The sequence below is a fragment of the Lentzea alba genome, assembly GCF_011067745.1.
Classification (GTDB): domain Bacteria; phylum Actinomycetota; class Actinomycetes; order Mycobacteriales; family Pseudonocardiaceae; genus Lentzea; species Lentzea alba.
On record NZ_JAAMPJ010000002.1, the window covers coordinates 520,131 to 541,451 of the forward strand.

The following is a 21,321-nucleotide window of genomic DNA, read 5'->3' on the forward strand; positions in this document are numbered from 1 at the left end:
CCGATCAGGACGGCCGGTTCAGCGTGGCGACGAACTTGTAGCGGTCGCCGCGGTAGACCGAACGCACCCACTCGATCGGGTTGCCCTCGGTGTCGAACGAGTGCCGCGACAGCAGCAGCATCGGCAGGCCGATGTCCGCGCCGAGCAGCTCTGCCTCTTCGGGCGAGGCGAGCGCGGTCTCGATCGTCTCCTCGGCGTGTCCCATTTCGACACCGAACCGCTCGGACAGCACCTGGTACAGCGAGGCGCCGGGCGCGAGGTAGCGCCTGAGGCCCCGGAACCGGCCCAGCGCGAGGTGGGTCGTCTCGATCGCCATCGGCTCGTTGTCCGCGAGACGCAGGCGGTGCAGGCGTAGCACCTTCGCACCGGGACGCACACCCAGCAGCCGGGCGAGCTCGGCCTCCGCGGGCATCTCCGAAGCCTCTATGAGCTTGGACGACGGCACGCGACCCTGAGCGCGCATGTCCTCTGTGTACGAAGACAGCTGCAACCTCTGGGCGACCTTCGGTTCGGCCGCGAAGGTGCCCTTGCCCTGCACGCGGAGCAGCCTGCCTTCGACCGTCAGCTCGGCAAGCGCTTGCCGGACGGTCGTCCTGGAGACGTCGAACTCCGCGGCCAGCGACCGTTCCGTGGGGATCGGCGAACCGGGCGGCAGCGCCCTCAACAGGTCGAGCAGGTGCCGCTTGAGACCCCAGTACTTGGGTTCGCGTTGCGCACGCGTCCTGGCGTCCACGCCTGATGCAGGCGTCGTCTCCAGCATGGCCTCCTCCTCGCACTCCATGTCACGCCACACAAGGATGCCTTGTCCCTGTCGATTCGTGCGTCTTAACCCCCGCCATTCGACACAAAAAAGATCCGAGGACTCCGCAACGCTTTGGCAACGCGCTTGACAGGACCGGTGACGCAGCACACGCTGTTGCACATTGGTCTACACCACTTGGGCGTTCCGGCCGAGGGGCCGGGCTTGCTGAAAGGGCGCGACTGTGAAGGGCTGGAGAGGACTCGCTGCTGGTGCCGCCGCACTGGCAGTGGCCGTGTCGGGATGTGGCACGAGCACGAACAGCGGTAGCGGCACGGAGACCAAAGAGATCACCGTGTGGCTCATGGACGGCTCCGCGCCGACGACCCTGACCGACGCCTTGAACAAGGAGTTCGAGACGGCGAACGGGATCAAGGTCAAGTACGAGGTCCAGAAGTGGACCGGCATCCAGGAGAAGCTGACCACGGCGCTGGCCAGCAGCACGCCCCCGGACGTCATCGAGCTCGGCAACACCCAGACCGCGAGCTTCGCGGACCAGGGCACCCTGGCCGACCTGACCGCGGACGCCGGTCAGTTCAACGGCGGTGAGTGGCTCGGCGGTCTGAAGGACTCGCTGACGCTCAACGGCAAGCAGTACGGCGTGCCGTTCTACGCCGCGAACCGCACCGTCATCTACCGCACCGACCTGCTCCAGGCGGCGGGCGTCGCGAAGCCGCCGACGTCGCGTGCCGAGTGGCTCGACGCGATCAACAAGCTCAAGGCCGCGAACGCGTCCAACCCGGAGTTCCAGGCCCTGTACCTGCCCGGTCAGTCCTGGTACTTCCTGCTCTCGCTGATCTGGGACGAGGGCGGCGACATCGCCAAGCAGGACGGCGGCAAGTGGACGGGCACGCTCGACACCCCGCAGGCCAAGGCGGGCTTCGAGGCCTACAAGGCGCTCTACGACGCCTCCGCGGCCAAGAAGGTCCCGGCCGACATCGACGAGGCCAAGCCTCAGCAGATGGAGGTCTTCGGCACGGGCAACGTCGGCATGATGGTCGGCCTCCCGTGGGAGCTCGCCGGTGCCGTCAAGGCCAAGCCGGACCTGAAGGACAAGACGGCGGCGTTCCCGATCCCGTCCAAGAAGGCCGGTTCGGCCGCGCCGGTGTTCCTCGGCGGCTCGAACCTCGCCATCCCGGCGGCCAGCAAGAACAGCGACGCGGCCAAGAAGTACCTGGCGCTGCTGTCGTCCAAGAAGTACCAGGACATGCTCGCCGAGGGCGGCGCGGTTCCGGGCACCTCGAAGGACACCTCGAAGCTCGCGAGCAACGCGATCGGCAAGGCCATGGCGGACTCCTCCCCCAACGGCAAGGTCACCCCGGTGACGCCGAAGTGGGCGGCCGTCGAGGCGGGTCAGAACCCGCTGAAGGACGCGCTCACCGCGTACCTGACCGGCGCGAAGACGCTGGACCAGGCGACGAAGGACGCGAGCGAAGCCATCACCAAGGCCATGGCCTAGCCCAGCTGAGATGACGGCCGTCAAAACGACCGAAGCGGCAGCGCCGGCAGGGGACCTCCCTCCGGCGCTGCCGCCTGCCGTGACGGGTGGCGCCCCCGGGCGTCGCCGGGCCGGCGCCTTCGACCGGGCGCTGCCCTACCTGCTGCTGGCCCCCGCGCTCATCGCGATCCTCTGGCTGATCGGCTGGCCGGTCGTCTCGGTCTTCGTGACGAGCTTCCGCCAGCTCAACCTCGGCGAGCTGGTGCGCGGCGAAATCGTGTGGACCGGCCTCGACAACTACGTGACGGTGCTGCGGGACGAGCGCTTCTGGACCGTCTCGCTGCGGACCGTCGTGTTCACCGTCGCCGTCGTCGGAGCCTCGGTGGGCATGGGCCTGCTGATCGCGTTGCTGATGCGCGTGCTCACCCCGTGGGTGCGGATCGCGTTGCAGATCGCGATGCTCTGCGCGTGGGCGATGCCGATCCTCGCGTCCACCACGGTCTACCAGTGGATGTTCGACCAGAACTACGGCATCTTGAACAAAACGTTGGTGCAACTGGGTTTCGACTCGTTCGCCGGCTACTCGTGGTTCTCCTCCGGCACGTCGACGCTCTCCGTCGTCGGCCTGCTGATCGTCTGGCAGGCGATCCCGTTCCTCGCCTTCTCGCTCTACGCCGGGCTCGTCGGCATCCCCCGCGACCTCTACGAGGCAGCGGGCATCGACGGCGCCACGGGCTGGCAGACGTTCCGCGCGGTGACGTGGCCGGAGATCCGGTCGCTGCTGATGATGGTGACGTTCCTGTCGACGTTGTGGGACTTCAAGGTCTTCGCGCAGATCTGGGTGTTCCGCGAGGGTGGTCCGAGCGGTGAGAGCACGACGCTGCCGGTGCTGCAGTACCTGGAAGGCATCGCGAAGAGCCACTTCGGCGTCGCGGCCGCGATCTCCGTGCTGATGATGGTCATCCTCGGCCTGATCACCTTCCAGTACCTGCGCAAGCTGCTGCAGACCGAGGAGGGCAAGATCTGATGCTCAAGAAGTCTGCCGCGAACCTCGCGGGTCTCGGGCTCGCGTTGTTCTTCCTGTTCCCGACGTACTGGATGATCACGTCGGCGTTGAAGCCCAAGGGTACGACGATCACGTCGGACTACGACCTGGTCCCGTTCTCGGTGACGTTCTCGAACTTCGTCACCGCGTGGACCAAGCCGGGCTTCCTCTCCGCGCTCGGCAACAGCCTTCTGGTGACGCTGACCGCAGTGGTCGCCGCGATCATCATCGGCATCACGGCGGCGGTCGCCATGTCGCGCTTCGCGTTCCGCGGCCGCAAGAGCTTCGTGCTGCTGATGCTGGTGGCGCAGATGGCGCCGTTCGAGGCGTTGTTGATCCCGATGTTCCTGATGATGCGGGATCTCCAGCTCTACGAACACCTTTCGTCGCTGATCCTGGTGTACTTCGCGGTGACGCTGCCGTTCTGCGCGTGGACGTTGCGCGGGTTCGTCAACGGCATCCCGGTCGAGCTCGAAGAGGCCGCGATGGTCGACGGCTGCGGGCGCTGGGGCGCGTTCCAGAAGGTGACTTTGCCGTTGCTGGGACCGGGTCTCGTCGCGACTTCGGTGTTCGCGTTCATCACGGCGTGGAACGAGTTCCTGTTCGCCAAGGTGCTGATTCGCAGCCAGGACAGGGAAACCCTGCCGGTGTGGCTGTCCGGTTTCCAGACCGCGTTCGGCACCGACTGGGGTGGCGCGATGGCCGCGTCGGTCCTGTTCACCGTGCCGGCACTGGTGTTCTTCCTCATCGTCCAGCGCAAGATGGTTGCCGGCGTCACCGCCGGTGCAGTGAAGGGATGACGCGTGGATCAGTTGGCCGCTGCCGTTCTGCTTCCCGGATTCCACGGAACGACCGCCCCCGACTGGTTGCTGCGGCGGGTCGCTGACGGCCTCGGCGGCGTGGTGCTCTTCGGGCGCAACGTCGTCGACGACGCCCAGGTGACCGAGCTGTGCGGGGAACTGCGTTCGGTGCGCCCGGACGTGGTGATCGGCATCGACGAGGAGGGCGGCGACGTCACGCGGCTCGACGCGGGCCGCGGTTCCGAGGTGCCGGGCAACCACGCCCTGGGCGCGGCGGACGACCTCGACCTCACCCGCTCGGTGGCCGTGTCGATCGGCGCGCGCCTGGCTCGGTGTGGCATCTCGCTGAACCTGGCCCCGTCCGCCGACCTCGTGCTCACGCTGGACGACCCGATCATCGGGGTCCGCGCGTTCGGCTCGGACCCGGTGCACGCGGCCCGGCACGTGGCCGCGTGGGTCGAGGGCCTCCAGGCCGTCGGCGTTGCCGCGTGCGCCAAGCACTTCCCCGGCCACGGAGCGTCCACAGAGGACTCTCACGAGCAGCTCCCGATCCTCCCGCGCACCGAAGAGCAGCTGCGCGCGGTGGAGCTCGTGCCGTTCCAGGCGGCCGTCAACGCCGGTGTCCGTTCGATCATGACCGGCCACCTCGTCGTCCCCGAGTGGGGCAACGCTCCGGTGACGCTGAACAAGCACGCGATCGGCCTGCTGCGCACCGAGCTCGGTTTCACCGGCGCGGTGATCACCGATGGCCTCGACATGAAGGCGGTCGGCGGCGACCTCGCTCAGGGTGCCGTGCGCGCCCTGGCCGCCGGTGTCGACGCGATGTGCCTCGGTGGCATGGCCCTGGGCGACGACGACCTGCAGTGGTTGATCGACTCGATCGTGGCCGCCGTGAAGTCCGGCGAACTGTCCGAGGAACGCCTCACCCAGGCGGCGGCGCGGTCGCTGGCCCTGGGCCTCCCGCCGTCGACCGTCGACGCCCACGACGCCGAGATCGGCCTCACGGCCGCTCGACGTGCGGTGCAGGCGCGTGGCCGGGTCGATGTCGGCGCTGACCCGGTCGTCGTCGATCTGGTGGTGGACCCGTCGATCGCGGTCGGCGACGTACCGTGGGGGCTGGGCCCCTACCTGCGCGAGGTGCTTCCCGGCACCGAGGTGATCGCGGCACGCGACATCACCGCCGACGAAGTTGCGAAAACCGCGGGTGACCGCACGATTGTTGTGGTGACCCGAGACGCCCACCGCCACACCGGCGCTCGACAACTGGTAACAAACTTAACTAATCTGGGCTTGAACGTCGTGCACGTCGAAACCGGCGTGCCGGGTCCGGACCTGGGCAGCGTCGCCCGCATCGACACCCACGGCGGTTCTCGGGTGAGCCTCCGAGCCGCGGCCGAGCTGATCCTGAAAGGCACCACATGACCACGCCCCAGCCAGGCCGGCACATGGCAGCGGAGATCGCCGAACAGCCGTCGATCTTCTCTTCCCTGTACGCCTCGCGCTCGGCCATCGCCGAGGTGGCCGCCGTGATCCGCGACCGAGCCCCGCGCTTCGTCCTGTTCGCGGCCCGCGGCTCCAGCGACCACGCCGCCATCTACGCGAAGTACCTGACCGAGATCCTGCTCCAGCTCCCGGCGGGCCTGGTCTCGGCTTCCACGACGACGTTGTACGGCGCCGAGCCCGACCTCCGCGACGTGCTGCTGGTGACGGTGTCGCAGTCCGGCGGCTCCCCCGACCTGCTGGAGGTCACCGCCTCCTACCGCAGGCGCGGGGCTCTGACCGTGGCGGTCACCAACACGCCCAACTCGCCGCTGAACGCGGCCGCCGAACTCTCGGTGGACGTCTCCGCGGGCGTCGAGCACGCCGTGGCGGCCACCAAGACCTACTCGGCCACCCTGCTGGCGTTGTACCTGCTGATCGACGCCGTGCGCGGCGGCGACGGCGAGGCCGCGGCGTCGCTGGGCGACCTGGCGCAGGTGACCCTGGACGCGTCGGCTCCGACCGTCGAGGAGGCCGTGCGCCGCTACCGGTTCGTGGACCGCGTGCTCACCACCGGCCGCGGCTACTCCTACGCGACGGCGCTGGAGGCTTCGCTCAAGCTCGCGGAGACGTCGTATCTGGCGGCCCGCGCCTACAGCGGCGCCGACCTGCTGCACGGCCCGGTGGCGGCGGTGGACGGTGAGACGGCGGTTCTCGCGATCACCTCGCTGGGCAAGGGCGGCGACTCGATCCGCGACGCCCTCGACGTGGTGCACCAGCGTGGCGCGGACGTCGTGGCCGTCGGTTCGGCTTCGGAGAAGGTGGGCGCGACGCTGTCGATCCCCATCCCGGAAACGACCGAGGAAGTGGCTCCAGTGCTGGAGATCCTCCCCGTGCAGCGCCTCGCCTACGGCCTGGCGCTGGCCCGCGGCGGCGACCCGGACAGCCCGCGCGGCCTGAACAAGGTCACCCGCACGCTGTGAACACTCGAAAGGGCCGCCCGGAACTGTTCCGGGCGGCCCTTTCGCTCGTCTCAGCCGAAGATCTCCTCGATGAGCCGTGCCGTCGCCTGCTGGAACGGCACGGCCAGGGACAGGCCGGCGTCGTCCACGTAGTTCAGCGCGGCGGTGAGGGTCTTGCTGCCGTCGACCGTGCAGTACATCAACGCGGCGTGGCCCATGATGCCGCCGTTGTGGGTGATCACCTTGCCGCTGCTCGTTTCCTGCACGAACACGCCCAGGCCGTACGGCACCTTGGTGTGCGGCTCGAACATCTCGGCGAGCAGCGGGGAGGGCAGGAGCTTGCCGCTCACGAGCGCGGTGATGAAGGTGTGGAGGTCGGCGGTCGTCGAGATCATGTCGCCACCGCTGGAGATCCACGAGGGGTTGTGGTGGGTGACGTCGATCGTCTTCTCCGCGCCGTCGACCTCGTACCGGTAGTAGGCGTGGGCGTGCGGTTCGCCGACCTCCGTCTCGGTCGTGGGCACCACGGTGTCCGCCAGCCCCAACGGTTCGAAGATCAGCCGCTGCATCTCCTCGGCGAGTGAGCGGCCGGTGACCTTCTCGATCAGCAGCCTGGCGATCACGTAGTTGGTGTTGGAGTAGCTCCAATCCGCGCCCGGCTCGAACCGCGCGGGCTTGGCGAGTGCGAGTCGCACGAGCTCCTCCGGCAGGTACGTCCGGAACCGGTTGTTCACCCATTCCTCGCCCTGCCAAGCGATTCCGGGCACGACCGAGCCGTCTTCGAAGACCTCACCGGTGAAGTTGAAGATCCCGCTGGTGTGCTGCAGCAGCATGCGCACCGTGATCCGCCGGTCGATCCCGAACTCCGGCAGGTGGTCGTCCACCGGGCCGTCCAGCTCGATCACGCCCTCGTCCACGAGCTGCAGCACCACCGTCGCGACGAAGGTCTTGGTGTTGCTGCCGATCCGGACCCGGCCGTCGAGCGGCGGCGCTGCGCTCTTCCCGAGCTCGCTCAGGCCGGCGGAACCGACCCACTCACCGCGCTCGTCGTGCACCCGCATCTGGAGGCCGGTGAAGCCCGTCTCGACGATCTCCTGGATGGTCTTCTGCATCGTGATCATCCCCAGTGCTCGTTGTTTCCGATGCAGAAAACGCTACGTTGCGTTCGCATGCAGCAACAACAAACACGGGTCTTGTGATCGATATTCATGCAGTTCAGTGGCTTAGAATTGTTGCAACGGCTCTGTTTTCAATGCAACAGAGCCGTTGCAATGAACTCATCCTGAACGCTACTGCCCGGCGGTGGCGTATCCGGCCGACACAGGCTGGGCGGGCACCGCGGCGTCGAACACGATCCGGCCGTCCACCCACACCTTCTTGGGGCGCAGGTCGTCGTCCCACCACACGAGGTCCGCGACGGCACCAGGCGCGAGGCGCCCGAGCCCGGACTCGCCGATCACCTCGGCCGGCACGATCGTCGCGGACGCCAGCGCGTCCGCCATCGGCACGCCCACGGACACGATGTTCCGCACGGCCCGGTCCAGCGTCAGCGCGGACCCGGCGATCGTGCCCTCCGGCGACCGCGGCACACCGTCCTCGGTGAGCAGCACATCGGCGCCACCCAGGTGGTACCGGCCGGGCGGCATCCCCGCCGCCGCAACGGCATCGGTCACCAACGCGACCCGCGCACCGGCGGCGTTGAACACCAACCGGCACACGTCCGGACCGACATGTGCCAGGTCGGCGATCAGGCCGAGCGTGAAGCGTTCGTCGACGAGCGCCACACCGGGCACACCCGGTTCACGATGGCCGAGCGGCCGCTGGGCGTTGAACAGGTGCGTCACCATGCGGGCACCGGCGTCGGCGGCGGCCCGCGTCTGCTCACCGGTGGCGTCGGAGTGCCCGACAGCCACCAGAACACCCGCTTCGACCAGCCTGCGCACGGCCTCCAGGCCGCCCGGCTGCTCCGGCGCCAACGTCACCATCCGCAACGCGCGTCGCAGGGTGTCGTCGTTCAACAGGGCAGAGATCTGGTCCGGCCCAGGCTCGACCATGAACGACGGATCGTGCACGCCGGCCCGCTTCGGTGACAGAAAGGGGCCCTCGAGGTGCACGCCGAGGGGGCGCGCTCCCACTCCGTCCGGCAGCGCGGCAGACGCCGCCAGAACAGCACGGGCCTGACGTATGACGACGTCGACCGGCGCGGTGATCAGCGTGGGCAAGAACCGGGTCACCCCGGTCGAGGGCAAAGCCTCGGCCACGGACCGCATCCCGTCGGCGTCGACCTCGGCGAAGTCGACGCCGACGGCGCCGTTCACCTGGACGTCGACGAGCCCGGGGGTGAGCAGTCCATCGGAGAGGACCTCCGCGCCGGGTGGTGCTTCACCGGTGGTCACCTCGACGATGCGGCCGTCCCTGATCCGCACCGAGGCAGGACCGACGATCGTGCGACCGAGCAAAGCGCGCGGTGCTGCGACAACGGCGTCCAAGATCCCTCCTTGAATGGTCCAGACCATTATGGCGGCTTGTGCGGGTTCCCGTCACGTCTCGTTAAGAGATAACCATCCCACATAGCATCCCGTGAATCACGGCCATATCGCACGGCCTCCGCCGAAGATGACCATCCGTGGCGCATACTGGACCCCAGACATCCGAGGTCTACCGACGAGTTGAGGGTGCCGTGGCAGTCACTGACGACGCGATCCTGCGGGTCAAGGAGATGATCGTTTCGGGCGAGCTCAAGCCCGGCGACCGCCTCCCGCGTGAGGCTGACCTGGCCGAACGTCTCGGTCTGTCGCGCAACTCACTGCGCGAGGCCGTGAAGGCGCTGTCACTCGTCCGAGTGCTCGACGTCCGCCAGGGCGACGGCACCTACGTCTCTTCGCTACGAGCCGACGACCTGCTCGGCGCCCTGTCGTTCGTGCTCGACCTGCACCGCGGCGAAGACTCGGTGCTCGAAGTCCTGCAGGTCCGCCGCATCCTGGAACCCGCCGCCGCCGCGATGGCCGCCCAGCGCGTCGACCCTGACGAGATCATCAAGCTGCGAGCGTTGTGCGACGCCGCCGAGTCCGCCAAGTCCGTCGAGGAACTCGTCGAGCACGACCTCGACTTCCACCGCGCCATCGCCCAGTGCTCCGGCAACGCCTACCTGGCCCAACTGCTCGACACGCTGGCCGGTCCCACCGTCCGCGTCCGCATCTGGCGCGGCATCACCCAGTCCAACGCCGTCGACCGCACGGTCGCCGAGCACCGCGCCATCGTGGACGCGCTCGCCGCCCACCAGCCGGAACTCGCCCGCAGCTGGTCGACGGTGCACGTGGCCGGCGTCGAGCAGTGGCTGTCCGACCTGGCCTGATCGGTCGCGGACAATGAAAAACCCGGCCCACGAGGGACCGGGCGGATATGCATACACGTTAGCACGTTGCATGCATGTATGACTTACCAGCCAGCGGGCCGGGTGTAGCGCCCCGCTGGATCAGGCAGCTGATGGCGTTGATAGTCCACCACCGTCAACGTCCTCCACCAGTGATGGCCGGTACCGACGCCCGTTCCCGCGTTCATCGACAAAGCGCCAGCCGTGTAGCCGCTGCCGGGGTTGACCACGCCGACAGGCACTCTCCGCCAGGCGTGATCGACCGGCAAGCGAAGATCGCTGTCATTGCTGATGAGAACGACGGCGTCAACCGCCCCACCGAGTACGTCCACCAGCAAATGCGCAGCAACGTTGACGTCAGAACCCTTCTCTTCGAACGTCGCCACGGATGCCATGAACAGCGCACCGGCGACCGGCTGCCCCTGAGCCTGCACCTTGATCGGCCAGTCAGGATGAACCAGCACAGGACGGCCGCGGTTGCCTTCGGTCGCCAGCGGTCGCTTGATCACCTTGCTGATGTAGTTGCCGTACTCGATGTGGTCAACACTCCCGGCTGCGAGCAGCGCCTTCAGGTAAACGTCCTGGTCCTGCGAGCCGGACGCGTTGTGGGCGGAACTGATCCTGGCGGTGCAGTAGACGATCCGATCGATCTGAGCACCTGGCCAGTTCGCAGCCTGCTCGGTCAACAGAGTGTCGACCAGAGCTCTCACATCGAGCCAGCGCCAACCTGCGGTGCCACGGCCACAGTGCTTTCTTCCTCCGTAGTAAAGGTTGTAGCCATCCACATAAACGCCCACACGCATCCGTCGACGATAGCCCGATTCCACATTGGACCCAAACGAGTGAACGCTTCAGACCTGGCGTAGCTGCTCCAGCACCGCGCGCACCGCAGGCTGCCCATCCGCCCGATGCCGCACGACAGCTGAAACAGTCCGAAAAACCTGCTGCTTCAACGGCCGCAAAGCCACCCCGGGCCGCCGAGCCACGGACGGCACCAACGCCACCCCGAGACCGGCCTCGACGAGCCCGCACATCACCCCGAAGTCGTCGCAATAAGCCTGCGCCCGCGGCACGAACCCGGCCGCACCACACGCACGCTGCGTCAGCTCGTGGCACGAGGCGTCGGTGCGAGGCATGATCCACGGCCGTTCGGCCAACACCGACAGATCCACGGAATCCTGCTGCACCAACGGATCGCTCAACGGCAAGGCAACGTTCACCGGCTCCACGAACAATTCGAAGGCCTCGCAAGAAGTGGGCAACGAGCGCGGCATGATGTTGTAGGAGTGGATGACCGCGATGTCGATGTCCCCGCGGCGCAACGCCGGCAGCGAAGCCTCGGGTTCCATCTCGTGCACGAAAAGCTCCACATCGGACCCGTGCGCCGACCGCAGCACCTGAATCACCCGCGGCAGCAACAAAGCGACCGACGCGAACGCCCCGACGCGCACCACGCCGGACACGGAAGTCCGCAACGAAGCCAAGTCCGCCTCGGCCGCGGCCAGTTGGTCCAGCACGAGCTGCGTGTGCGCGGCCAGCACGTGTCCGGCACGCGTGAGAACCAGCTTTCGCCCGTCCCGTTCGACCAACGCCACCCCGGCCTCACGTTCCAGAGCAGCCAGCTGCTGGGACACGGCGGGAGAGGTCACGTGCAGGGCCTCCGCCGCAGCGGTGACCGTGCCGTGGACCGACAGAGCATGGAGCAAACGGAGCCGTCGTACGTCCAACACAAAGCTCAGCTTAACGTTCCGAGCAGAACTTCTAACTGGAACTTTCCAAACGTTCGAGTCACGCTGGAGTCATGTTCGGACGAGTGCTGGTAGCGATGGTCACCCCGTTCACCCCCGACGGTGACCTGGACCTCAAGGGTGCGCAGGAGCTGGCGGCGCACCTCGTTGGCAAACAAGGCGTGGACGGGCTGGTCGTCAACGGCACGACCGGCGAGGCGCCGACCACGACCGACGCCGAGAAGGCGCAGCTCATCAAGGCCGTGAAGGAAGCGGTCGGCGACAACACCAAGATCCTCGCGGGCGTCGGCACCAACTCCACCCGCCACACCATCGAGCTCGCCCACCAAGCGGAGCAGAACGGCGCGGACGGGCTGCTCGTCGTCACGCCGTACTACAGCAAGCCCACCCAGGAAGGCGTCGAGAACCACTTCCGGCAGGTCGCCGACGCAAGTGGCCTCCCGGCGCTGCTCTACGACATCCCCGGCCGCACCGGCACCGCGATCGAGACCGAGACGCTGCTGCGGCTGTCCGAGCACCCGCGGATCGTCGGCGTGAAGGACTGCAAGGTCGACCTGCTCGCGACGGCGAAGGTCATCGCCGAGACCGGGCTCGACTTCTACTCCGGCAACGACGAGCTGATCCTGCCGCTGTACTCGATCGGCGGCGTCGGCACGGTCAGCACCGTCGGGCACGTCGTCGGCAACGAGATCAAGGCGATGCTCGACGCCTACGACGAGGGCGACAACAAGGAAGCCCTGCGCCGCCACCAGGCCATGCTGCCGGTGATCACCGCGATCATGACCCGCGAACCCGGCGCCGTCGCGGTCAAGGCCGCGCTCAACCTGCTCGGACTCCCGGCGGGCCCGGTCCGCGAACCGCTCGCCGGGGCCACGCCCACCCTCATCGCCGAACTGCAGGCCCTCTTCGCCTAGAGCGCGTAGACCCGGCGAGCAGTGCCCGCGAAGATCGCGGCCTGCTCGTCGGGTGACAGCTCGGAAACCAGTTCCCGAGCTGCTCCGAGCCACTCGTCATAGGTGGCCGCCAACAGGCACACCGGCCAGTCCGAGCCGAACATCAGGCGCGAAGGACCGAACGCGTCCAGCACCACCTCGAAGTACGGCCGCAAAGCAGCCACGTCCCAGGACTTCCAGTCAGCCTCGGTGACCAGGCCGGACAGCTTGCACGTCACGTTCTCGTGCGCCGCCATCGAGCGAATCAGCTCGGCCCACTCCCCCGCGTCGGACCCGATCGCGGGCTTCGAGCAGTGGTCCACCACGAACTGAACCTGAGGCAACGCCGCCACGGTCCGGCGCGCCGCCGGCAGCTGGTGCGGCAACGTCAGCAGCTCGTAGATCAGCCCGCGCGCGCCAACGGCCGCGAGCCCGTTCCAGACGTCCTTGCGACACAACCACTCCGGGTCCGGCTCGCCCTGAACCTGATGCCGGATCCCGCGCAGCCAAGAGCCATCAGGGCCGTCGACCAACGCGTCCAACGCATCGCCCACGCCCGCGGACGTCAGGTCGGTCCAGCCCACCACCGCGCCGACGACGTCCGAAGAAGCCGCCACCGCGAGGAACTCCGGCGTCTCCTCCGGCACGCACACCGTCTGCACCAGCACGGAAGCGGAGACCGAAGGCGCCGCGGCGACGAAGTCCGGCTCCAGGAACGATCGCCGGATCACGCCCATCGGCGGATCGGTGATCCAGTCCTGGTCCCGTACCGACAGGTCCCACAGGTGGTGATGGGCATCGACGATCACGGCGTCGGAACCTCCGGGTCGATCAGGTTCAGCGCCTTCAGCTCGTTCCACAGGTCCTCGGGAATCGGAGCGGAGAAGTACGCGGCATTGGCGTTCATCTGCTCCGCCGTTCGCGAGCCGATCACCACCGACACCACTGCCGGATGCCCGAGAGCGAACTGGATCGCCACCTCCGGCAACGTCACCCCGTGCCGCTCGCACACCTCAGCGATCGATCGGGCACGAGCGACCAGAGAAGCAGGCGCGTCCTCGTAGTTGTACTTGGCATCAGCAGCGACGACGGGCTTCGACAACAGCCCGGAGTTGAAGACACCGCACGCCACCACGGAAACGCCGCGGTCCACACACGCGGGCAGGAACGAGACCAGCGCAGGCTGCTCCAGCAACGTGTACCGCCCGGCCAGCATCACCACGTCGATGTTCGTCTCACGGACGAACCGCTCCGGCATCTCCCACTGGTTCATCCCGACGCCGATGGCGCCCACGACGCCCTGCGACCGCAGGTCCTCCAAGGCGGGATAGGCCTCACCGACAGCGGTTGCCCAGTGGTCGTCCGGATCGTGGATGTAGACGATCTCCACCCGGTCGGTGTCCAGACGCTCCAAAGAGGACTCGATCGACCGCTTCACCCCGTCCGCCGAGTAGTCCCGGATGCGACGGAAATGCCTGGGTACCGCGAAACCCTCGTCGTCCAGGCCTTCGCCGTCGAACGGCTCCAGCAACCGCCCGACCTTCGTGGAGATCACGTACTCGTCGCGCGGCCGCCCGGCCAGCGCGACGCCCAACCGCCGTTCCGACAACCCGAGCCCGTAGTGGGGCGCGGTGTCGAAGTACCGGACGCCCGTCTGCCACGCCGCCTCGACCGCCCCGAAGGCCTCGGGGTCGGAGACCTCCCGGAACAGGTTGCCGATCGGCGCGGCACCAAAGCCCAGACGAGAAACAGCAACCTTCACGGCAGCTCCCACACGAGTCGCACATCGGGTTCGGCACCGGAGTAGTCGTCCTCGACCTCCAGCAGTTCTGCCATCTGAGCCTGCCACGGAATGTTCGCCGGGTGAGTGGCCAGATGAGCACGCATCGCCTGGTAGTCGTCCACCTCGACCAGGTGGAACAGCTCGCGGCCGGACCGCCAGATCCGCCACGAGTGCACCCCGGCCTCGCGCAACGCGACGTCCAGCTCGGCCGGAATCCGCGCGTGGATCCGGTCGTAGTCGGCCTCCCGCCCCTCACGAAGCCGGGTGTGCAACGCAACGGTCTCCAACGCCTACTCCTGTTTCTGGCCGGTCGCGAACCGGGTCACGATCAGCGCGAGGATGATCACCGCACCGTACGAGGCCTTGATGTAGAAGCCGGACACGCCCTGCAGCCGCAGGATCTGCTCGACCAGGCCGAGCATCAGCACGCCCGACAACGCACCGAACAGCGTGCCCTTGCCGCCCTGCAACGAGATTCCGCCGATCACCGCGGCCGCGAAGACCTGGAAGATCATGCCTTCACCCTGCGTGGCGGCGACAGATCCCAGCCGCCCGGTCATCAGGATGCCCGCGACCACGGCCAGCACCGAGCCGATGATCAGCACGGTCCACACCACGCGGTCCACCCGGATGCCGGCGGCCCGCGCGGCCTCCGAGTTGCCTCCGACCGCGTACAGCGAACGGCCGGCGCGCAGGTACTTCAGCACGAAGATGCCCGCCGCGTAACAGACGATGCAGATCCACACCGCCGCCGGCAGCCCGAACCAGGTCGTGGAACCCAGGTACAGGAACGACTCCGGCACGTCGATCAGCGACTTGCCCTCGGTGATCGCGAGCTGCAGACCGCGCAGCATGGTCAGCATGCCCAGGGTCACCATGAACCCGGACAGCCCGACCTTCAGGATCAGGAACCCGTTCAGCCCACCGATCGCAACACCGATCAACAGGCACAACGGCAGCGCCATCCACGCCGCGAGACCGACGTCGAGCCCACCGGCCGACGCGGGGATGATCAACGCGACCGCCAGCGCGGGAGCGAGACCGACCGTCGATTCCAGCGACAGGTCCATCTTGCCGACGATCAGGATCATCGCCTGGCCCAGCACCAGCAACGAGAGCTCGCTCTGCTGGGTCAGCACCGCGATCAGGTTGCCGGGCGTGAGGAAGATCGGCGACAGAACAGCGCCGATGATCAGCAGAAGGATGATCACCGGGACGAGCGCCAGGTCCTGATAGCGCGCGAACTGGAACTTCTGCTTCCCAGGCGGCGTAGGAGCCGAGACTGGCGGAGTCATGGCCTTGGTCATTCCGAGCTCATTCCTTCAATAGCCGCAATGAGTTCCTGATCGCGCCAGCCCCGTGCGAACTCGCGCACGACCTGGCCGTGGAACAGCACCAGAACACGGTCGCAGACCCGCAGGTCGTCGAGCTCGTCGGAGACGACGATCGCCGCCTTGCCCCGGCGTGCCTGCGCGTCGACCACCCCGAGCAGCGACTCCTTGGACTTCACGTCCACGCCCGCGGTCGGGTTGATCAGCACCAGCACGGACGGGTCGCCGGCGAGTGCCCGCGCCATCACGACCTTCTGCTGGTTGCCGCCGGACAGGTCGGACACCGGCTGGTCCGGTCCGGAGGCCTTGACGTCGTAAGAAGCGATCGCGGTGGCACCGGCGGACCGTTGCGCCGACGGCCACACGAAGGCGCCCGCCGTGCTCATCGTCGCGTTCTCGGCGATCGACAGGTCCAGCACGAGCCCCTGGTGGTGGCGGTCCCGCGGCACACAGCCGATCCCGGCCTTCAAAGCCGCCGGAACATCGCCGCCGCGCACCGCGGACCCGTTCACCGAGATCGTGCCGACGGACGGCTTGCGCAGCCCGTAGACGGTTTCGGCGAACTCGTGCTTGCCGGACGACGCACTGCCCGCGAGCCCGATGACCTCACCGCGCGACGCGGACAGCGAGATGTCCGAGAAGTGGTCGCCGCTCAACGACGAGACCGTCAGAATCTGATCTTCAGAGGAAGGCCGGTCGTCGCCGCTGGGCACGTTCAGCCCACCGGCCTCACCGGTCATCGCCTCGATCAGGTCGGGCTTGGACATCTCGGCGACCGGAGCGGTGACGATGTGCCGCGCGTCGCGGTAGACCGTCACCGTCTGGCAGACCTCGTAGACCTCCTGCAGGTGGTGGGAGATGAACAGGAACGTCACTCCCTTGTCCTGCAACGACCTCATCCGGTCGAACAGCCGCTCGATCGCCGGGCCGTCGAGCTGCGCGGTCGGTTCGTCGAGGATCACGAACCGCGAGCCGATCGACAGCGCCCGCGCGATCTCGACGAGCTGCCGCTGCTCCACGGTCAGCGTGGACACGAGCGAGTCCGGCCGGACCGCCACGTCGTAGGTCTCCAGCAGCGTGGAAGCCTCGGCCTTCAGCTTCTTCCAGCTGATCAGCCCGCCGCCGAGGTCCTGCCGGTTGATGAACAGGTTCTCGGCGACCGACAGCTCCGGCACGACCGTCGACTTCTGGTAGACGCAGGCGACGTGCCGGCGCCACGCCGCGCGGTCGGCGACGGGCGGCGCGGGTTCGCCGAAGAAGCTGATCTCGCCCGCGTCCGGCACCTGCATGCCGGTGAGGACCGAGACCAACGTCGACTTGCCCGCGCCGTTGCGTCCGACGAGCGCGTGCGACTCCCCGGCCCGGATCTCGATGCCCACGTCGTCCAACGCGAGCGTCCGCCCGAACCGCTTCGTCACGCCACGCGCGATGGCTGCGAACTCACTCATTTGGCGATCTGGTTGCCCCAGAAGGCCTTGTCGTCCACATTCTCCTTGGTGATCAGCGGTGCCGGGAGCTGGTCCTCCAGGCGGCCGTCACCGGTGTCCACGATGGTCGAGTCGTGGTCGGTCTTGCCGGGCGAGAACGTCTTGCCCTCGACGGCGGCCTTCGCGTAGAAGAGCGCCCACTGCGCGTAGAGGTCGGCCGGCTGGGACACGGTCGCGTCGATCTCGCCCTTGCGGATCGCCTCCAGCTCCTGCGGGATGCCGTCGTTGGAGACGATGAAGATGTGCTTCGGGTCGGTCGGCGGCACGATCAGGTTCTTCTGCCGCAACACCTGCAGCGTCGGCGTGAGGAACGCGCCACCGGCCTGCATGTAGATGCCGTTGATGTCCGGGTGCTGGTTGAGCCGCGTCTGCAGGGCCGCGGACGCCTTCGGGCCCTCCCAGTCGGTCGGCTCCTCGAACACCGTGATGCCGGGGTAGTTCTGCTTCATGCAGGCGGCGAACGCCTCGGAGCGGTCACGGCCGTTGACCGACGCGAGCGCGCCCTGGAACTCGACGACCTTGCCCTTGCCCTGCAGCTTGTCGCCGAGGAACTTGCACGCCTTCTCGCCGTACGCCTTGTTGTCCGCGCGCACGACCATGTAGGTCTTGCCCTTGTCCGGACGGGTGTCGACGGTGATCACCGGGATCTTGGCCTTGTCCAAACGGTCCAAAGTGGATGCGATCGCACCGGTGTCCTGCGGCGCCATGATGATCGCCTTGGCGCCCTGCGACTGCAGCGACTGGGCGTTGGCGACCAGGTTCTCCACCTTGTTCTGCGAGTTGGTGGGGTTCAGCAGGTTGACACCGAGTTCCTTCGCCTTGTCCGGGAAGTACTTGATGTAGGAGTTCCAGAAGTCGGTGTCGGCACGCGGGTGGTCGGCGCCGATCGGGCCGACGCCACTGGCGCCGGTACCACTCGCTCCACCGCCACACGCGGTCAATGTGAGTGCACCGGCGAGCGCGAGGCACACCGCGGCGGTGAGGTTGCGACGCTTCATCGTTGAATTGCCTTTCATGACTGCTTGGGACGCAAGCGCAGGCCATACATGCCACCGTCGACAGCGAGGATCGTGCCTGCGGTGGACCCCGACAGCGGGCTCGCCAGGTAGGCGATGGCTCCCGCGACCTCATCAGCGGAGACGAGCCGGCCGTGCGGCTGGCGTGCCTCCAACGCGGCTCGTTCGGCGGCCGGATCCGGTGCCGAGTCGAGCAGGCGGCCCACCCACGGGGTGTCCGCCGTACCGGGAGCGACCGCGTTGACGCGAATGCCTTCGCGCACGTGGTCGGCGGCCATCGCGAGCGTCAGCGAGTACACCGCGCCCTTGCTGGCCGAGTAGAGAGCGCGCTGCGGGAGCCCGGCCCAGGCAGCGATGGAGCAGGTGTTGACGATCGCCGCGGACGGCGAGTTCCGCAGGTGCGGCAGCGCGGCCCGCGAGACGCGCATCATGCCCAACACGTTGACGTCCAGCACTTTCAGCCACTGGGCGTCGTCGTTGGCCGTGACGTCGCCCTGCGCGCCGATGCCCGCGTTGTTCACGACGACGTCCAGACGACCGAACCGCTGCACGACCTCGTCGATCGCGGCCCGCACGCTCTCGTCGTCGGACACGTCCGTGCGGATCCCGACGAGCGGGTCCTTCACGTCCGGGTTGAGGTCCAGCGCCACGACCGTCGCACCGCGCGACGACAACAGGTTCGCCGTCGCGAGCCCGATGCCGGACGCGCCGCCCGTGACGACGGCGACCAGGCCTTCGAAGTCAGTCATCCTCGTCCTCCAGTGCTGTCCACACCGGACCGTCCGGGTAGCGGTAGTCGGACAGCGTCTCGTCCTTGAGCTGAGCGGAGAATCCCGGCTCGGCGGGTGCCAGGTAACGGCCGCGTTCGACGACGGCCGGGTCCAGGAAGTGCTCGTGCAGGTGGTCGACCCACTCGATCACCCGGCTGCCGATCTCGCCGGAGACGGCGGCGTAGTCGAAGAACGACAGGTGCCGGACCAGTTCACACAGGCCCACACCACCGGCGTGCGGGCACACCGGGATGTCGAACTTCTTGGCCAGCAACAGGATCGCGATGTTCTCGTTGACGCCCGCGACCCGGCACGCGTCGAGCTGCAACACGTCGATCGCGCCGGCCTGCAGGAGTTGCTTGAACACCACGCGGTTCTGCACGTGCTCACCGGTGGCGACCCTGATGGGGGCCACCGCGTCCGCGATCGCGCGGTGCGCCAGCACGTCGTCCGGAGAGGTGGGCTCCTCGATCCAGTACGGGTCGTACGGCGCCAGCTCGCGCATCCAGCGGACCGCCGTGTCGACGTCCCAACGCTGGTTCGCGTCCACCGCCACGCGTACCTCGTCACCGACGACCTCGCGGGCGAGCTTCATCCGGCGGACGTCGTCGTCGAGGCTGCCACCGACCTTGAGCTTGATCATGTCGAAGCCGTCGGCCAGGGCCTGGCGCGCGAGCCCGGCGAGCTTCTCGTCGGAGTAGCCGAGCCAGCCCGGTGACGTCGTGTAGGCCGGGTATCCGTCGCGGGCAATGGTTTCCACGCGTTCGGCCTTGCCGTGTTCGATCTTGCGCAGGATCTGCAGCGCGTCGTCGGGCGTCAGCGCATCGCTGAGGTACCGGAAGTCGACGAGGCTGACGATCTCCTCGGGCGTCATCTGGGCGAGGAACCGCCAGACGGGCAGCCCGGCGCGGCGGGCGGCGAGGTCCCACGCGGCGTTGACCACCGCGCCGATCGCCATGTGCGCGACGCCCTTCTCCGGGCCGAGCCAGCGCAGCTGCGAGTCGCCGATCAGCTCGAAGTACAGCTCCGCCAGCGCCTTCGCGTTCTCCGGCACGTCCTTGCCGACGACGTGCGGGGCCAGCGCCTTGATCGCGGCGGCCTGCACGTCGTTGCCGCGGCCGATGGTGAACGCGAGCCCGTGGCCCTCGGGTCCGTCGTCGGTCCGCAGCACCACGTACGCGGCGCTGTAGTCGGGGTCCGGGTTCATCGCGTCGGAGCCGTCGAGCTCGCGCGAGGTCGGGAACCGGATGTCCAGCACGTCCAGTGAGGTGATCTTGGGCATGGTTCAGGCCTGCCCGAGGGTCTGACGTTGCTTGCCGAGGCCTTCGATCTCCAGCTCGACCACGTCGCCGGCGCGCAGGTACGGCTTGGGCTCCGGCTGGCCGAGCGCCACCCCGGCGGGTGTACCGGTGTTGATGACGTCACCCGGTCGAAGGACAAGGAACTGGCTGAGGTAGCGCACGATCTCGGCCACCGGGAAGATCATGTTCTTGGTGGACGAGTTCTGCTTGATCTCGCCGTTCACCCAGAGCCGCATCTCGAGGCTCTGCGGGTCGGAAATCTCGTCAGCGGGCACGAGGAAGGGGCCGAGCGGGTTGAACGTCTCGCAGTTCTTGCCCTTGTCCCACGTCCCGCCGCGCTCGATCTGGAACTCGCGCTCGGAGACGTCGTGCGAGAGCACGTACGCGCCGACGCAGCTCAGAGCGTCCTCTTCGGACTCGAGGTAACGAGCGGTGCGCCCGATCACGACGCCGAGCTCGACCTCCCAGTCGGTCTTCACGGACCGGCGCGGGACGAGCACCTCGTCGTACGGGCCCACGACCGTGTCGGGCGTCTTGAGGAACATCACCGGCTCGCCCGGGATGTCCGCGCCGGTCTCCTCCGCGTGGTCGCGGTAGTTGAGGCCGATGCAGATGACCTTGCCGGGACGCGCGAGCGGAGGCCCGACGCGCACTCCCTCGGTGTCCAGGACTTCCAGCTCACCGGCTTCGAGGGCCGCCCGCACGCGGTTGACGCCGTCGTTCGCGAGGAACGCCCCGTCGATGTCCGGGGTGATCGGCAGGAGGTCGTATGTGGTCCCGTCGTCGGTCCTCACTGCAGGACGTTCATCGCCGACCGGCCCGAGGCGCAGAAGCTGCACGGCCGTTCCTCCTCTGGTCACACCTCACGAAGACATCGGATGTATAGCCCTGCGAGGGCACTTACGTCTAGGGCTTGCCGCGAAGTCGTCCGATGAATAAAGAGGGGTTGATCATGAACCTGACGGCCGCATCACTCCTGGTCGGGGCGCTGCTGACACCATCGACGCCGACCGAGCCCGTAACCGTTTTCGTGGAGCTGACCTCGACAGCTGCCGTC

Annotated in this window: 21 protein-coding genes; 7 read left to right on the forward strand and 14 right to left on the reverse strand. The window is 67.8% G+C overall.

The window, feature by feature from the left end:
- Nucleotides 1-4: 4 nt before the first annotated feature.
- Entirely contained in the window at nucleotides 5-760 is a 756-nt protein-coding gene (locus G7043_RS10840; protein WP_030470948.1) for a GntR family transcriptional regulator, read from the reverse strand.
- 223 nt (nucleotides 761-983) lie between these two features.
- Here G7043_RS10840 and G7043_RS10845 point away from each other — a divergent pair, with 223 nt between their 5' ends.
- From G7043_RS10845 to G7043_RS10865, 5 genes are read left to right on the forward strand one after another with little or no spacing between them, the layout of a single operon-like run.
- Nucleotides 984-2,258, forward strand: a complete 1,275-nt coding sequence (locus G7043_RS10845) for a sugar ABC transporter substrate-binding protein (protein WP_166045427.1) — start codon at nucleotides 984-986, stop codon at nucleotides 2,256-2,258.
- A 10-nt stretch (nucleotides 2,259-2,268) separates the two neighbouring features.
- On the forward strand, nucleotides 2,269-3,264 hold the full coding sequence (locus G7043_RS10850) for a carbohydrate ABC transporter permease (RefSeq protein ID WP_166045428.1): 996 nt from the start codon (nucleotides 2,269-2,271) through the stop codon (nucleotides 3,262-3,264).
- Nucleotides 3,264-4,082 carry a carbohydrate ABC transporter permease gene (locus G7043_RS10855; protein ID WP_166045429.1) on the forward strand — a complete coding sequence of 273 codons (819 nt, stop codon included), beginning with the start codon at nucleotides 3,264-3,266 and terminating at the stop codon, nucleotides 4,080-4,082. Before G7043_RS10850 ends, G7043_RS10855 begins: the two co-directional genes overlap by 1 nt.
- Before the next feature lie 3 nt (nucleotides 4,083-4,085).
- Complete coding sequence (locus G7043_RS10860) at nucleotides 4,086-5,504, forward strand: glycoside hydrolase family 3 protein (RefSeq protein WP_166045430.1); 1,419 nt, start codon at nucleotides 4,086-4,088, stop codon at nucleotides 5,502-5,504.
- Complete coding sequence (locus tag G7043_RS10865) at nucleotides 5,501-6,544, forward strand: SIS domain-containing protein (protein WP_166045431.1); 1,044 nt, start codon at nucleotides 5,501-5,503, stop codon at nucleotides 6,542-6,544. The genes G7043_RS10860 and G7043_RS10865 overlap by 4 nt, the downstream gene beginning before the upstream one ends.
- Before the next feature lie 50 nt (nucleotides 6,545-6,594).
- Here the strand turns inward: G7043_RS10865 and G7043_RS10870 are convergent, their stop codons facing one another.
- On the reverse strand, nucleotides 6,595-7,635 hold the full coding sequence (locus tag G7043_RS10870) for a serine hydrolase domain-containing protein (protein WP_242642095.1): 1,041 nt from the start codon (nucleotides 7,633-7,635) through the stop codon (nucleotides 6,595-6,597).
- Between the two features lie 177 nt (nucleotides 7,636-7,812).
- Entirely contained in the window at nucleotides 7,813-9,012 is a 1,200-nt protein-coding gene (gene nagA / locus G7043_RS10875; RefSeq protein WP_166045433.1) for an N-acetylglucosamine-6-phosphate deacetylase, read from the reverse strand.
- A gap of 191 nt (nucleotides 9,013-9,203) precedes the next feature.
- Here nagA and G7043_RS10880 point away from each other — a divergent pair, with 191 nt between their 5' ends.
- The gene (locus G7043_RS10880; RefSeq protein ID WP_166045434.1) at nucleotides 9,204-9,878 is read left to right on the forward strand and encodes a FadR/GntR family transcriptional regulator; all 675 of its coding nucleotides are present in this window, start codon (nucleotides 9,204-9,206) and stop codon (nucleotides 9,876-9,878) included.
- An 83-nt stretch (nucleotides 9,879-9,961) separates the two neighbouring features.
- Here the strand turns inward: G7043_RS10880 and G7043_RS10885 are convergent, their stop codons facing one another.
- Both G7043_RS10885 and G7043_RS10890 read right to left on the reverse strand, forming a co-directional pair.
- Entirely contained in the window at nucleotides 9,962-10,699 is a 738-nt protein-coding gene (locus G7043_RS10885) for an NYN domain-containing protein (protein ID WP_166045435.1), read from the reverse strand.
- Nucleotides 10,700-10,747: 48 nt separating this feature from the next.
- Complete coding sequence (locus G7043_RS10890; protein ID WP_166045436.1) at nucleotides 10,748-11,626, reverse strand: LysR family transcriptional regulator; 879 nt, start codon at nucleotides 11,624-11,626, stop codon at nucleotides 10,748-10,750.
- Nucleotides 11,627-11,697: 71 nt separating this feature from the next.
- On the opposite strand from G7043_RS10890, the gene dapA reads away from it, so the two are divergent.
- A complete protein-coding gene (gene dapA, locus G7043_RS10895; RefSeq protein WP_166045437.1) occupies nucleotides 11,698-12,558 on the forward strand; it encodes a 4-hydroxy-tetrahydrodipicolinate synthase in 861 nt (286 codons plus the stop codon).
- Here the strand turns inward: dapA and G7043_RS10900 are convergent.
- The 9 genes from G7043_RS10900 to G7043_RS10940 are packed head-to-tail and all read right to left on the reverse strand — an operon-like array spanning nucleotide 12,555 to nucleotide 21,103.
- The gene (locus G7043_RS10900; protein ID WP_166045438.1) at nucleotides 12,555-13,385 is read right to left on the reverse strand and encodes an amidohydrolase family protein; all 831 of its coding nucleotides are present in this window, start codon (nucleotides 13,383-13,385) and stop codon (nucleotides 12,555-12,557) included. The two genes, dapA and G7043_RS10900, sit on opposite strands and share 4 nt — an antisense overlap.
- Nucleotides 13,382-14,338, reverse strand: coding sequence for an aldo/keto reductase (locus tag G7043_RS10905; protein WP_166045439.1), 957 nt, complete (start codon nucleotides 14,336-14,338; stop codon nucleotides 13,382-13,384). The genes G7043_RS10900 and G7043_RS10905 overlap by 4 nt, the downstream gene beginning before the upstream one ends.
- The gene (locus G7043_RS10910; RefSeq protein WP_166045440.1) at nucleotides 14,335-14,646 is read right to left on the reverse strand and encodes an L-rhamnose mutarotase; all 312 of its coding nucleotides are present in this window, start codon (nucleotides 14,644-14,646) and stop codon (nucleotides 14,335-14,337) included. Before G7043_RS10910 ends, G7043_RS10905 begins: the two co-directional genes overlap by 4 nt.
- 3 nt (nucleotides 14,647-14,649) lie before the next feature.
- The gene (locus G7043_RS10915) at nucleotides 14,650-15,654 is read right to left on the reverse strand and encodes an ABC transporter permease (protein ID WP_242642096.1); all 1,005 of its coding nucleotides are present in this window, start codon (nucleotides 15,652-15,654) and stop codon (nucleotides 14,650-14,652) included.
- A gap of 8 nt (nucleotides 15,655-15,662) precedes the next feature.
- Nucleotides 15,663-17,138: a sugar ABC transporter ATP-binding protein gene (locus G7043_RS10920; protein WP_166045442.1), complete on the reverse strand. Its 1,476-nt coding sequence runs from the start codon at nucleotides 17,136-17,138 to the stop codon at nucleotides 15,663-15,665.
- Nucleotides 17,135-18,175 (reverse strand): sugar ABC transporter substrate-binding protein, encoded by a 1,041-nt coding sequence (locus G7043_RS10925; RefSeq protein WP_166045443.1) that lies wholly within the window; start codon nucleotides 18,173-18,175, stop codon nucleotides 17,135-17,137. Before G7043_RS10925 ends, G7043_RS10920 begins: the two co-directional genes overlap by 4 nt.
- A 14-nt stretch (nucleotides 18,176-18,189) precedes the next feature.
- Nucleotides 18,190-18,942 carry an SDR family NAD(P)-dependent oxidoreductase gene (locus G7043_RS10930; RefSeq protein WP_166045444.1) on the reverse strand — a complete coding sequence of 251 codons (753 nt, stop codon included), beginning with the start codon at nucleotides 18,940-18,942 and terminating at the stop codon, nucleotides 18,190-18,192.
- Nucleotides 18,935-20,245, reverse strand: coding sequence for an enolase C-terminal domain-like protein (locus tag G7043_RS10935; RefSeq protein WP_166045445.1), 1,311 nt, complete (start codon nucleotides 20,243-20,245; stop codon nucleotides 18,935-18,937). Before G7043_RS10935 ends, G7043_RS10930 begins: the two co-directional genes overlap by 8 nt.
- Nucleotides 20,246-20,248: 3 nt before the next feature.
- Nucleotides 20,249-21,103 carry a fumarylacetoacetate hydrolase family protein gene (locus G7043_RS10940; RefSeq protein WP_166045446.1) on the reverse strand — a complete coding sequence of 285 codons (855 nt, stop codon included), beginning with the start codon at nucleotides 21,101-21,103 and terminating at the stop codon, nucleotides 20,249-20,251.
- Between the last annotated feature and the right edge of the window lie 218 nt (nucleotides 21,104-21,321).